This window comes from Zobellia laminariae, from assembly GCF_030553095.1.
GTDB lineage: Bacteria > Bacteroidota > Bacteroidia > Flavobacteriales > Flavobacteriaceae > Zobellia > Zobellia laminariae.
The window spans coordinates 2,677,738-2,690,214 of record NZ_CP130738.1 but is presented as its reverse complement, the minus strand read 5'-3'; the positions used below and the strand labels follow the sequence as shown (position 1 = coordinate 2,690,214).

14 protein-coding genes are annotated in these 12,477 nt (G+C 37.3%); 2 read left to right on the top strand and 12 right to left on the bottom strand.

Annotated features, from left to right (window positions below):
- Nucleotides 1-49: 49 nt before the first annotated feature.
- The 9 genes from Q5W13_RS12880 to Q5W13_RS12840 form a co-directional block, all read right to left on the bottom strand.
- The gene (locus Q5W13_RS12880; RefSeq protein WP_304443258.1) at nt 50-1,780 is read right to left on the bottom strand and encodes a SulP family inorganic anion transporter; all 1,731 of its coding nucleotides are present in this window, start codon (nt 1,778-1,780) and stop codon (nt 50-52) included.
- 84 nt (nt 1,781-1,864) lie between these two features.
- Nucleotides 1,865-2,920 carry a cytochrome-c peroxidase gene (locus Q5W13_RS12875; RefSeq protein WP_304443257.1) on the bottom strand — a complete coding sequence of 352 codons (1,056 nt, stop codon included), beginning with the start codon at nt 2,918-2,920 and terminating at the stop codon, nt 1,865-1,867.
- Nucleotides 2,921-3,152: 232 nt separating this feature from the next.
- Nucleotides 3,153-3,446 carry a Rossmann-fold NAD(P)-binding domain-containing protein gene (locus tag Q5W13_RS12870; RefSeq protein ID WP_304443256.1) on the bottom strand — a complete coding sequence of 98 codons (294 nt, stop codon included), beginning with the start codon at nt 3,444-3,446 and terminating at the stop codon, nt 3,153-3,155.
- Between the two features lie 20 nt (nt 3,447-3,466).
- Nucleotides 3,467-4,012 (bottom strand): SDR family NAD(P)-dependent oxidoreductase, encoded by a 546-nt coding sequence (locus Q5W13_RS12865; RefSeq protein ID WP_304443255.1) that lies wholly within the window; start codon nt 4,010-4,012, stop codon nt 3,467-3,469.
- 65 nt (nt 4,013-4,077) lie between these two features.
- Nucleotides 4,078-4,563, bottom strand: a complete 486-nt coding sequence (locus Q5W13_RS12860) for a TetR/AcrR family transcriptional regulator (protein ID WP_304443254.1) — start codon at nt 4,561-4,563, stop codon at nt 4,078-4,080.
- Between the two features lie 168 nt (nt 4,564-4,731).
- Nucleotides 4,732-5,364, bottom strand: coding sequence for a Crp/Fnr family transcriptional regulator (locus tag Q5W13_RS12855; protein WP_304443253.1), 633 nt, complete (start codon nt 5,362-5,364; stop codon nt 4,732-4,734).
- Nucleotides 5,365-5,373: 9 nt separating this feature from the next.
- Nucleotides 5,374-6,153, bottom strand: coding sequence for an aldose 1-epimerase (locus Q5W13_RS12850; RefSeq protein ID WP_304443252.1), 780 nt, complete (start codon nt 6,151-6,153; stop codon nt 5,374-5,376).
- Nucleotides 6,154-6,209: 56 nt separating this feature from the next.
- Complete coding sequence (locus Q5W13_RS12845; RefSeq protein ID WP_304443251.1) at nt 6,210-7,190, bottom strand: PLP-dependent cysteine synthase family protein; 981 nt, start codon at nt 7,188-7,190, stop codon at nt 6,210-6,212.
- Between the two features lie 81 nt (nt 7,191-7,271).
- Nucleotides 7,272-8,513, bottom strand: coding sequence for an ABC transporter permease (locus Q5W13_RS12840; protein ID WP_304443250.1), 1,242 nt, complete (start codon nt 8,511-8,513; stop codon nt 7,272-7,274).
- A gap of 3 nt (nt 8,514-8,516) precedes the next feature.
- Between Q5W13_RS12840 and Q5W13_RS12835 the strand changes: the two genes are divergently transcribed.
- On the top strand, nt 8,517-9,779 hold the full coding sequence (locus Q5W13_RS12835; RefSeq protein WP_304443249.1) for an exo-beta-N-acetylmuramidase NamZ family protein: 1,263 nt from the start codon (nt 8,517-8,519) through the stop codon (nt 9,777-9,779).
- A gap of 11 nt (nt 9,780-9,790) precedes the next feature.
- Here Q5W13_RS12835 and Q5W13_RS12830 read toward each other — a convergent pair whose 3' ends face one another.
- Genes Q5W13_RS12830 through Q5W13_RS12820 form a run of 3 tightly spaced genes read right to left on the bottom strand, consistent with a single transcriptional unit; the run spans nt 9,791 to nt 11,689 of the window.
- The gene (locus Q5W13_RS12830; RefSeq protein WP_304443248.1) at nt 9,791-10,636 is read right to left on the bottom strand and encodes a sterol desaturase family protein; all 846 of its coding nucleotides are present in this window, start codon (nt 10,634-10,636) and stop codon (nt 9,791-9,793) included.
- 55 nt (nt 10,637-10,691) lie between these two features.
- Nucleotides 10,692-11,174, bottom strand: a complete 483-nt coding sequence (locus Q5W13_RS12825; protein WP_304443247.1) for a GyrI-like domain-containing protein — start codon at nt 11,172-11,174, stop codon at nt 10,692-10,694.
- A gap of 20 nt (nt 11,175-11,194) precedes the next feature.
- A complete protein-coding gene (locus tag Q5W13_RS12820; protein WP_155594623.1) occupies nt 11,195-11,689 on the bottom strand; it encodes a YkgJ family cysteine cluster protein in 495 nt (164 codons plus the stop codon).
- A gap of 75 nt (nt 11,690-11,764) precedes the next feature.
- Here Q5W13_RS12820 and Q5W13_RS12815 point away from each other — a divergent pair, with 75 nt between their 5' ends.
- A complete protein-coding gene (locus Q5W13_RS12815; protein WP_304443246.1) occupies nt 11,765-12,472 on the top strand; it encodes a class I SAM-dependent methyltransferase in 708 nt (235 codons plus the stop codon).
- The last annotated feature ends 5 nt before the right edge of the window (nt 12,473-12,477 follow it).

The following is a 12,477-nucleotide window of genomic DNA, read 5'->3' as shown; positions in this document are numbered from 1 at the left end:
TCACTGCTCTTTACAAAAATACCTCTATTCACTAAATTAGAAAGTAACATTAGTTACGGTCCCGACGGCTCTGGTGAGCTACTTGTGAACTCAATACGGATAAAGGTGTCATATTATCAAAATAATCTACCGCTTCTTTGGTCTGTACAAATAGGTATTGTTTATGCAGCACCTCTATAATACCACTACTAAAAATGGTATCCCGCGTTGGACCTGTAGCTCCCGAAATATAAAACTGAAGTCCTTTTTGATGCAGTTCATCAATAACGCGTATAAGCATTTGCGCTGCGCTGGAATCTATATAACTTATGGCCTCTGCATTTAGAATAACTCCTTTGAGTTTACCTCCTTTGGCCGCTACATTTTTCAAAAGCTGTTTCTTGAAAAAGTTCTTATTTCCAAAATATAACTGAGAATCAAACCTTACGATAAGCAAATCATCACGAACCAAAACGTTCTCTCCAAACCTATCTACATTCTTATAATAATCCGAGCCTTCTATCTTTCCTAAAACTGCAAAATGAGGCTTTGAACTCTTGTACACCATTAACAACAAGGACAACAATACGCCCGCTAAAATACCTTCTGATATCCCTGCAAAAAGTGTTATCAAAAATGTGGTAATCAGCACAAAAAGCTCATCTTTCCGGTATTCCCAAAGACTTTTTGGATACGCAACATCAATAAGCCCAAATACGGATACCATAATAATACTTGCCAAGACCGCATTGGGTAAATAATAGAATAAAGGCGTTAAAAACAACAGTGTTATAGCTACGGCAATAGCACTAAAAATTAAGGCCATAGGTGTTTTTGCTCCTGCCTTACCATTAATTGCCGAGCGCGAAAAGCTACCTGTTACTACATAAGATTGAAATAAGGAGCCTAGCATATTGGAGCTTCCCAAAGCAATAAGTTCCTTGTTGGCATCTATAGTATCTTCACCTGTTTGTTCCTCCATAGATTTACCGATGGATATAGCTTCTAAATACCCAATAAGTGCAAGTGTTACAGCTATTGGCGCCAATTCTATAATGGTATCTATCTTGAATTGCGGTAACTGAAAAGAGGGCAACCCCGTAGGAATCTCTCCCACAATATTGACTCCAAAAGCAGCTAGATTTAAAAAGTAAACTACCAAAACTCCTAGAATAACTACAAAGAGAATTCCAGGTATTCTCTTATCAAATTTCTTTAAAGCTACAATGATAATTATACCTACCAAGCCTATAGCAAAATCATATAAGTTGGTATCCGGTATCCTTTCAAAAGCATTAATTATTAAAACATCAAACCGATTACTACGGGTGATGTCAACCCCTAAAAGGTGCTTTAATTGACTGAACATTATAATTAACGCTGCCGCGGATGTAAAACCACTTATGACGGGTTTAGATAAAAAATTCACCAAAAAACCCATCCGTAGAACACCCAACGTTAATTGTACGGCTCCAACACTAAAGGCCAAAAGCAAGGCCATGGCAATATAATCGTCCGTAGAAGTAATAGCTAAAGTACCCAGACCCGCTGCCAGCAAAAGAGAATCCATTGCTACTGGGCCTACGGCAAGCTGTCTAGATGTACCAAAAAATGCATACACAATCATGGGCACTAACGAAGCGTAGAGTCCGTAAACAGGAGGTAAACCGGCAATCATAGCATACGCCATACCCTGTGGGATCAATATGATACCCACGGTTAGACCCGCTATTAAATCTTTGGAAAACCAGCTCTTATTATAGTCCGTAATCCACTCCAAAAAAGGGAGAATTCTTCGCATAAGACAAATGTACCACTTAATCTAAAATCCCTGTGTTACCTGTGTTACATCAACACAAAGAAACTAAGACTAAAACTGTTATAATTATTGAATATTGCCACCCACGGCCAGACCGCTTGGTACGCGTTCTGGTATGGTTTTATCAAAATCAGTATCATTAAGGGTATTCAAAAACGAAATAATCTGGGACATTTCCTTAACCGACAGATCTAGTTCCCTAACAAAAGGATCATACTTCTGAACGGATACATGTTCGTTACGCTCTTTTCCATTAGCAATGTCTTCATAGAATTCCAACACTTTTTTAAGGCTGGACAAACTACCGTTGTGCATATAAGGTGGTGTAAAACGTAAATTCCTAAGTGTGGGCGTACGAAAGGCGAAAGTATCTTTAAAACCAGCATCTGGTTGCTCTAATTTGTCATTGATAGGTGTGCCCAGAACGTGCATCTTATAATCCGAAAACATAGGGCCGTTATGACAGTTGACACATCCTACCGATTTGAAAAGCTCAAAACCCTCTTTCTCCGATATTAAGATAGCCTCTTGGTCTCCTCTCATATATTGGTCAAATCGAGAGTTGTTGGTTACCAATGAACGTTCAAAAGCAGCAATGGCCTTTGCTAAATTAATTACCGAAACGGCATCTGGCTCATCAAATGCCGAAGCAAACAACTTTTGATATTCCGGTATGTCTTTTACCCGATCTACCACAATTTGCAAAATGCTATCCTCAGCAAAACCGTGACCACGCATTTCCTCAAAAGCCTTTATAGGTTCCAGTGCTTGTTTTTCGAGACTTTTTACGCGATCATCCCAGAACATAGTTGCTTCAGAAGGTTCATAATTCCCAAAAGCATCCATGCCATTATACGCTGAATTGATAATAGTTTGCGCGTTTCTTTTTACAAAAGGAATATCATTGGACGCATTGAATTTTCTTCGCGTGCCTAGACCAGTGGCATTAGGCCCAATACTGATATCTAAAAATTCTGCGTACCCGTTATTTGGATGATGGCAAGTGGCGCAAGCCACATCTTTGTTTCCGGAAAGAATAGGGTCGTAAAAAAGTAGTTTGCCCAAAGCTTCCTTTTCAGGAGTAGTCGGGTTATCTGCTGGAGACTTTACTGTCCTTGGCAATGCTGTATACGTAGTTACGACCCTAGTTTTATTTTGGGTCTTTACCTGCTTTTTTCATTACTACCACATCCAATGAGAAACATCAGTAGTAGTATTGGTAGAAGAGATTTTTCTATTCTAGACATAAAGTAACAATGCAACAGAATAGTAAACCTAAGCAATAAAAAACAAATATCTTATGACATTTATCAGCTAGGTTATTGAAAATCCGCCTAGCTGTGAATAACCTTTTTTATAAAAACTTAGCCTTTACGTGGTTCATCAATTTAGTACCGTCAGGATCCGCTTTTGTTTTTAGCTCACATAATTCCTCTGCCCATTCAGAGGTACGAGTACGCATAGGCGGATGCTCATTTTCTGCAACCTCAAGAACAACCTCAGCTACTTCCGTTCCTGTTTGGAAAACAATTTCAGCACTTTCACTTGATCTACTTACACTTTTATCCATGTACTGTTGAAAAATTGGCAGATACTCACCTGATGCCATTTGTCCTTCAACTACTGTTTTTCCAACTGCAGAAGTCATGAATTCCGTAGAAATTCCTCCTACTCAACACAACTAAAATTAATATTGAAAGCATCGGTTACATAACTTGCCAAACCTTCCATATATCCTTCTACGGCAAATTTAGCACCACAGTACAGTTCATTAAAAGGTTGTCCAACCAAACCTCCAACAGAAGTAACAGAAATAATCTGACCTGACCTTTGCTTACGCATATATGGCAAAACCGCTTGCGTACAGAAAACAACACCATGATAATTTACATCCGTAACCCATCTAATTTCCTCTTCGCTAGATTGCTCCGTAGTTTTAGCAAAACCTGCTCCAGCATTGTTTACCAAAACGTCTATTTTACCGTCCTTTTCAACAATAGTTTCTACGGCCTTTTTAATAGAATCTATTTTGGTAACATCTAGTTCTACTATTTCAATATCTAAGTCGCCTTCTTTTATTTTCTCTTTAAGTGCGGTTGCTTTTGCTAGGTTTCTCATGCTTGCATAAACCTTGTATCCTTTTGATGCAAAAAGTAATGAAGCCTCTAACCCTACTCCCGATGATGTTCCTGTAATTAAAACGTTTCTTTTCATTTCTACTGATTTACAATATTACTATTTTGGAATGAACGTTCACTCCATTTTATCCTTAAATTTTTTTACTCTTTAATAGCATCCCAAGTCATATTCACTTGATTTTGAATAGAACTTGAATTTGAGTTTGTATGCTCTTGCGTATGGTACCATCTTAAATATGAAACCACTGCCCCACCCATAAACTGAATGAGCTCATCTGTCTCTATGTCTTTTATGATACGCTCCTCCTTGCCTTTATTGATTAAATCGTAAACCGGCAGTACCGTTGCAATCCCCACTTTCTTGCTTTCTTCCGTAATAATTGGTGAAGCTCTAACTTGCTCCATAAACATGAAATACCGGGAATTATCAATAAAAAACAGAATAATATCTCTTAAATACGCTTCAAATTGAGTTTTAATTGGACGTGTTGTATCAAAGTCAGGAAACACAGTGTCTTCTTGTTTTTTAATGTTAACGTACAACTCATTTATCAAGACATCTTTAGTGGGGAAGTAATTATATATCGTTCCCATACCAGTTCCTGCATTTTTGGCAATAGCAGACATAGGTGTATTGTGTACTCCCTTTTCAACTAAAAAGTTCTAAAGCAGACTGTAAGATGCTATCTTTCTTATTCACGAGGCAAATGTATATAAATTGGAACAATCATTCCAAATATTTAACTTAATTTTAAATTTTCTGTAGAAACGTTTCTTTTAAAAAGTGGATAACTATCATAAATCGATAACTTTAATTCTATTGCGCTGCATCTCTATTTTCCCTTCTTTCTCCAATTTTTTAAGTAACCTTGAAATCACCACTCGTGAAGTGTTTAAATCGTAAGCAATATCTTGATGCGTGGTCTGAACGTATTCATCATGGTTAACCATAGCCTTATCTTGCAGATGTTTCAGCAACCTCTCATCCATACGGAGAAAAGCTATTGTATCTACCGTTTCAAGTAACTCCGTCATCCGGGTGTGGTAACTATCTAAAATAAACTGACGCCATGTGGTATACTTTGCCATCCATGCTTCCATCTTTTCTACGGGAATCATGATAAGCTCCGTATCACTTTCCGCAACCGCACGAATCTCACTTTTATGCGTACCTACGCAACATGAAAATGTCATGGCGCAGGTATCTCCCCTTTCTAAGAAATAGAGAATAAGTTCATCTCCACTTTCATCTTCTCGTAAAATCTTTATGGCACCGCTAAGCAATAGAGGCATATGAGATATGGTCTCTCCTATGTCCATAATAACAGTACCCTGCGAAAACTTTTTAATCATACCTACTTCTTGCATTTCTGCTAAGAGTGAATCTTCAAAGAGATATCCATAATTCTGCAAAAGACCTTCTTCCATGTTTATTTTTTAATTTACCGCACTAATGAAGACTCTATACTGCGCATCTTCATCCTTTAAATAATCAAAACCTTCATGAAGCTTGGTTTGTGCTACTGCATACGGATAAAAAGTAATAGGTTCTATGCAAACCATATTGGGTACCTCTGTCCATAACATAAAATTACCAAAGCCTTCCGTACGAATACGTAGTTCTTTCTGGTCCTTAAGCACAACCTCCGTACAGCCCGGAACTTGAAAGGCACGATTACCTACAGCCATGATTTCTGCCAGTGTAATTTCCTTTTCGCCTGCCACCACAACTGGACTTTCTGCATATAGTTTGAATGCAGGATGATAGCCTAACATAAAAGGCATATCTCGCTCACCAGAGATTGTAAAGTTTACCTCAAGTCCATCTTGCGACAAACGGAATGTTTTCTTAAAGTTGAAATCGTATGTCCAGAACAACCATTCCTTATTAGACTTATTAGGGAATTTTGAATTTTTTATTCGTGTACCCGTTGTATATTTTTTTTCCAATACTGCTTCAGCATTTGTTGTAGAGACAACCTCATACGCCATTTCACGAAGAAGACCGTGCTGATCTTGAATAGCAATATCTCTTGGGGTCTGTACTTGAAACTTAGCTTCTGCCGTAGGGCCAATAATCGGAAACATCTCTGTATCTGAACTACGCCAACCCGGACTACCCTTTTGATGAATATACTCGTAACCATCTACGGTATAACTCACCAATTCGCCAGCATCTATATGTACTTTTTGGTTCTCAAATTTAAGTTCTATCATGGCAATATTTTATAGCTATTTACAAGAAGTCGTTTTTCTTATGTGGTCTTACAAAGCTAATCTAAAAACCCTTTTTCTCGCATCCAATCATCATTAAACATCTTGCCAACATAGCGGCTTCCATGATCATGAAAAAGGACTACTACTATGTCGTCTTTTGTAAAATGTTCTTTCAGCTGTAGTACTCCTTTTATAGCGGCACCGGCAGAATTACCCAAAAACATAGCCTCTTCTTTTGCCAAACGCTGCGTGTAAATTGCCGCATCTTTATCGGTCACTTTGGTAAAGCCATCAATAACATCAAAATCTACATTCTTCGGTAGAATATCTTCCCCTATACCTTCTGTGATATACGGATAAATTTCCTTTTCATCAAAAATACCGGTCTCATGATATTTCTTAAAAACAGAACCATAGGTGTCCACACCCCAAATTTTAATATCCGGATTCTTCTCTTTCAAAAATTTCCCGACTCCGGAAATAGTTCCTCCTGTTCCTACACCAACAACAAAATGTTTGATTTTACCATCTGTCTGTTCCCAGATTTCGGGTCCCGTACTTTCGTAATGTGCTTTTGCATTACTAGGGTTATCGTATTGGTTTACATACCAAGCGTTAGGGATTTCCGTAGCCAAACGTTTAGCTGTAGAATAATAACTTCTTGGATCGCTAGGCTCAACATCCGTAGGGCAAACATGTACCTCACTGCCCATTGCTCTTAAAATATCTACTTTTTCTTTTGATTGCTTATCGCTAATGACGCAAATTAACTTATAGCCCTTTATGGTCGCTGCTAATGCCAAACCCATACCTGTATTACCAGAAGTACCCTCTACGATAGTACCGCCGGGCTTTAATACACCAGAAGCTTCGGCATCTTCTATCATTTGTAAAGCCATGCGGTCTTTTACCGAGTTACCAGGATTAAAGGTTTCATACTTAGCCAAAACCAAACAAGGTAAATCAGCAGTAAGCTTGTTAACTTTTACTAATGGCGTGTTGCCAATAGTTCCCAGTATATTTTCTGCGTATTTCATAAATGAACTGTTGCTTATTTTATATGAAGGGTAAAATACAAAGAACGTAACACATAAAAAAAGTGACGTTCTTCTTCCCTTCTACTCGAACTTGATTGCCTTGACGGGAGTAATTTTTGTAATGATGTAAGAGGGCACCAAAAGCATAACGATGCAGAGAACCAATACACCAATATTTAAGATCAGTACGGTAACAAAATCTATATGAACCGGCACATAATCTATGTAGTATTCTTTTGGATTTGGAAATTTTAGTATTTGAAATTTATCTTGAAGGTAGATGGCCCCGAGTCCAATAATATTACCCCAGAAAAGGCCCACACCAATAAGGTAGCTAGCGTTGTACAAAAAGACTTTACGAATGCTCCAATTGGCAGATCCTAAAGCTTTAAGTATGCCTATCATTTGCGTTCGTTCTAGAATAAGAACCAACAAAGCGGTAATCATATTAAACCCACTTACAATGATAACAATGCCTATAATTAGAATGATATTAAAATCGAAAAGGCTGATCCATTCAAAAATCTTATAATACTTATTTACTATGGTCTGCGTATCTAAAGTAGATAGGGTTTTACCATAGATTTCTTTACTTTTTTCGTCTATGTCATCAAAATTATTTAGGAAGACCTCAAAATTACCGACTTGGTCATCTTCCCATTTATTCATGTGTTGAATGTGGCGTATATCTGTAAATAGATAAAGCCCATCAAACTCTTCAAAACCACTATCGTAAAGTCCGGTAATCTTAAATTTTCGCTGGTTGGGTAATTTTGAAACATCACCATCTTTAAGAAAAAATGAATAAAAGGTATCACCTGTTTTTAAATCAAGTCGATTGGCCATAAGCTCTGACATCAATACCTCTTCATTTAAATCGCCAGAATAATTGGGAAGCTTGCCATCTACCAGATACTCCTCAAAAACAGACCAGTTGTAGTCACTACCAACACCTTTTGCTATGACACCTTCAAAAGTAGTCTCAGTTCTAATAATCCCAGCTTTACTGGCAACGGCCTGCACATGGTCAATACCATCAACATCTTTAAATTCTGGATAAAAATCTTGATTTAACGAAACCGGCATCACCGAAACATCAGACGCATTATTGTCGTAACTAGATATCTGAATGTGACCATTAAAGGCTGCTACTTTCTCCCGAATCTTATATTTAAGACCTATTCCTGTAGAGATAGTTATCAGCATCATAACGACCCCCAATGCAATAGCTGCAATTGCTATTTTTATTATTGGAGCGGAAATGCTAATTTTATGCGCTTCGCCCTTAATAAGCCGCTTGGCCAAAAAATATTCAAAATTCAATATATGGCATTTTTAAACTGTCTCAAAAGTACATTTTTCATTTGGTTTTTGCTTGTTGTGGCATGCGGAAACCCGACTAAAACAGAGAAATCTACTTATGAACCCACTGTGGTCCTCACAGATACTATTGTTGAGAAGCCTATTATTGTTGCCGCCAACAGAACTAACGCCTATTTACCTTTGCTAAAAGGCAAACGAGTAGGTATTGTTGGTAATCAGACTACCATTATTTTCAAACCCTCTAAGGATAGCATAGATGCACCTACTCCATATATTCATTTGGTAGACTCTTTACTCTCCTTACAGGTTACTATTAAGAAAGTATTTGCTCCTGAACATGGATTTAGAGGTGTTGTAGACGCCGGAGAAAAAGTAAAAGATGGTGTTGATAGCAAAACGGGGCTTCCCCTTATTTCTTTATATGGAAAAAACAGAAAACCTTCTGCGGAACAATTAAAAGATATTGATGTTGTCCTTTTTGACATTCAAGATGTGGGTGTTCGTTTCTACACCTATATTGCCACCTTGCAATTGGTTATGGAAGCTTGTGCAGCACACGACATTCCTTTAATTGTATTAGATCGCCCAAATCCTAATGCGCACTATATAGATGGCCCAACAATGGAAAAAGCACTTACCGGTTTTCTAGGTATGACGGAAATACCTTTGGTTTATGGGATGACTATTGGCGAATATGCTCAAATGATTAATGAAGAAAAATGGATTGAAGGTGAGAAGAAAGCGGACCTTACTATAATACACTTGGAGAATTGGACACACGAAACCGAGTATAGTTTACCTGTTCGTCCTTCTCCAAATTTACCGAACGATATTGCCATTAACCTTTACCCTAGTTTGGGTCTTTTTGAAGGTACGAACGTAAATGCAGGACGAGGAACAGAATTACAGTTTCAATGTTATGGGGCTTCTTTTCTAGACAGTACACAATACAGTTTTAGATATACACCTATGCCTAATTTTGGTTCGAAAACGCCAAAAGAAAATGGAAAACTTTGCTTTGGAAAGGATTTATCCGAAATCCCAAGGATGAGCGAGGTATCACTTCAATGGCTTATAGATGCGTATGTAAATTCAGAAGACAAAACCAAAGTCTTCAACAAAAGTGGATTTACCAAACATGCGGGTACGGAGAAACTACAAGGACATATAGAAAAAGGAGAACTTGAAGAGACCATCAAAGAAAGCTGGCAAGTAGATTTGACCAAATTCAAGAAAATCAGAAACAAATACTTGTTATATCCATAAACAAAATGCGGCTATATAACTTCGGTTGTTTCTGACGTTGTTGGTTTTCTAGATTTATGAAAAGGTTGTTTTAGCAATCCTTTTATACTTGCATTTTCTACCTCATCAGGAAAAGTATCTACGCCGTAAACAATATTGTCCCTATCAAACTTCATGAAAGTTCCAAACAGACGGTCCCATATAGAAAATATGTTTCCGTAATTACTATCTGTATAAGGAAGCTTATAATGATGATGCACTTTATGCATGTCTGGCGAAATAATCACCCAACTAAGAACCTCATCTAACTTTCTAGGCATCTTTATATTGGCATGGTTAAACTGTGTGGCTATCAACGAAAGCGACTGGTACAACATAACAATGCCTATTGGTGTTCCCACTATCAAAACTCCGAACAAAGTAAAGACAAAACGAATCATACTTTCCAAAGGATGGTGACGGTTTGCCGTAGTGGTATCTACATTATGATCAGTATGATGTACTAAATGAACCCTCCATAGAAGTTTTACTTTGTGCTCTACCAAATGTGCTAGATATGCACCTATTAAATCCAAAAGAAGCAACCCTACAATTACGTAAAGCCATAGCGGCATTTCAGGTAGCCAATTAATAATACCGAACTTTTCTACCACCGTAAAATCGGCAGTTTTCAACAAAAGAAAGGCCAATGCAAAGTTTACAATTATAGTGGTAAAGGTAAAAAATAGGTTGGGTAAAGCATGCTTCCATTTCTTATAGGTAAAACCAAAAAGCGGTACGATGCCCTCTAAAATCCAAAAGAAAGTAATACCTCCCACAAGAATAAGTGAACGGTGCAAAGAAGGTATTGTTTCAAAATAGTTAATTACGAATTCCATATTCTAAAGATAGAAAAATTAACCAATTCTGAAATAATAAGCAGATTTTTGCTAATTATTTTAATTGTATGGGAATCCAAACTTCTTCTTCAGAATCAGGATGATTGTTTTTGTACTTCTCTCCTAAAACTTCAAATTGTGGCCTATGATCTAATTGATAATCCGAAGCTGGCATCCATTCCAAAAAGATATAATCCATAGTTTTCTTGAAATCACTGGGCAGCCCCTTGTGAATGAAAACAGCATACATTCCTCCTTTTAAATCCAGTGTTTTGAACTCGGCAGCATACTCAGTATACTCACTCACCTCAACGGTTGCCCACTTCTCAAACTCCGTATTCGGGTTGAAACTTTCAGCATCAGGAAACTTCTCATATACTTGAACAGAATACAATTCTGACCCCACTGCATTTGTAATGTGCCTCTTAAGGGGCATAAACCCACTCCATAAATTGAATGTAAGGTTATTGGCCAATGACATTTTTAAAGAATGTCCTACCAACTTTTTTTCAGATAAATCTACTATTCTAGGCTCCATTAGTCCAAAAGTTAAATAATTTAATTCCCAATTGCTTTCTTCATTTTCTCAACAATATTAAAAGCAGCAGGACAAATGGCTACGTTCTTTAAAGTCAAATTAGAAATTTGTTGAAATTTTTTACGGTCTGTATGTGGAAATTCTCGGCATGCTTTTGGTCGCACGTCATAGATAGAACAATAATTATCAGCTCCTAAAAAAGTGCACGGCACTTCTTGAAGTACATAATCATTTTCATCATCTATTCGTAAATACTGCTCTATGAACTTTTGAGGCTTAAGCCGGAAATGTTTGGAAATACGTTCAACATCGGCCTTTGTAAACAATGGCCCCGTAGTTTTACAACAATTAGCACATTCTAAGCAATCTGTACGCTGAAATTCTTCTTCATGTAATTCTTGCATTACATAATCCAAATTTTTAGGCGGTCGCTTTTTAAGTTTAGCAAAAAACTTGCGATTCTCATTGTGCTTTTCCTGTGCTTTTTTAGGAAGTTCTTTTAAAATTTGCTCCATTCATCTAAAAATCTGCCCAAAACTAAACAAGAAATACTTAAAATGTCCAATTTTGCCAAACAAACCACTTGCTATATGAAAGACGTTTTTGGAAAGGCCATATTAGATTTTCAAGAAGGGAACTATACGGAAGATATAATTACGTTTTCATCTCTGGACGAAGAAGATACAATTCCCGTACCCTACCTCTTTAGAGGTTTTAAAGAAATGCCCAAATTAGAACAGGAAGCGTTAAAACTTTGCAAGGGTTCTATTCTAGACATTGGCTGTGGCGCAGGTAGCCATAGTTTGTATTTACAGAAAAAAGGACATACGGTGACTGCTTTGGATTATTCAAAAGGAGCCACGGATACCTGCCGTTTAAGAGGTATTAAGGATGTAATTTACACGGATATATATAGTTATAAAAATCAAAAATTTGATACTCTATTGCTATTGATGAACGGCATTGGCATTGTTGGAAAATTGAATAACATGTCCAAATTCTTTGATCATATAAAAACGTTGATGAACCCTGGCGCACAAATTCTATTGGACTCCAGTGACATCATTTACATGTTTGAAGAAGATGAAGATGGTGGGGTTTGGGTACCGGATACAGGTTCATATTATGGCGAGATTGAATTCCAAATGGAGTACAAAAAAGAAAAAAGTGATTCCTTTTTCTGGTTATACCTAGATTACAAGACCTTAGAAATGGCCGCAGAATCAAACGGATTTAACTGCGAAATTGTAAGAAACGGCGAACATTACGACTATTTGGCTAAATTATGGCTTAAATAACATCA

Coding starts and splice junctions, on each gene's coding strand:
- Q5W13_RS12880 (WP_304443258.1), bottom strand. CDS start 1,780: ATGCGAAGAATTCTCCCTTTTTTGGAGTGGATTACGGACTATAATAAG.
- Q5W13_RS12870 (WP_304443256.1), bottom strand. CDS start 3,446: ATGACTTCTGCAGTTGGAAAAACAGTAGTTGAAGGACAAATGGCATCA.
- Q5W13_RS12865 (WP_304443255.1), bottom strand. CDS start 4,012: ATGAAAAGAAACGTTTTAATTACAGGAACATCATCGGGAGTAGGGTTA.
- Q5W13_RS12860 (WP_304443254.1), bottom strand. CDS start 4,563: ATGTCTGCTATTGCCAAAAATGCAGGAACTGGTATGGGAACGATATAT.
- Q5W13_RS12855 (WP_304443253.1), bottom strand. CDS start 5,364: ATGGAAGAAGGTCTTTTGCAGAATTATGGATATCTCTTTGAAGATTCA.
- Q5W13_RS12850 (WP_304443252.1), bottom strand. CDS start 6,153: ATGATAGAACTTAAATTTGAGAACCAAAAAGTACATATAGATGCTGGC.
- Q5W13_RS12845 (WP_304443251.1), bottom strand. CDS start 7,190: ATGAAATACGCAGAAAATATACTGGGAACTATTGGCAACACGCCATTA.
- Q5W13_RS12835 (WP_304443249.1), top strand. CDS start 8,517: ATGGCATTTTTAAACTGTCTCAAAAGTACATTTTTCATTTGGTTTTTG.
- Q5W13_RS12830 (WP_304443248.1), bottom strand. CDS start 10,636: ATGGAATTCGTAATTAACTATTTTGAAACAATACCTTCTTTGCACCGT.
- Q5W13_RS12825 (WP_304443247.1), bottom strand. CDS start 11,174: ATGGAGCCTAGAATAGTAGATTTATCTGAAAAAAAGTTGGTAGGACAT.
- Q5W13_RS12820 (WP_155594623.1), bottom strand. CDS start 11,689: ATGGAGCAAATTTTAAAAGAACTTCCTAAAAAAGCACAGGAAAAGCAC.
- Q5W13_RS12815 (WP_304443246.1), top strand. CDS start 11,765: ATGAAAGACGTTTTTGGAAAGGCCATATTAGATTTTCAAGAAGGGAAC.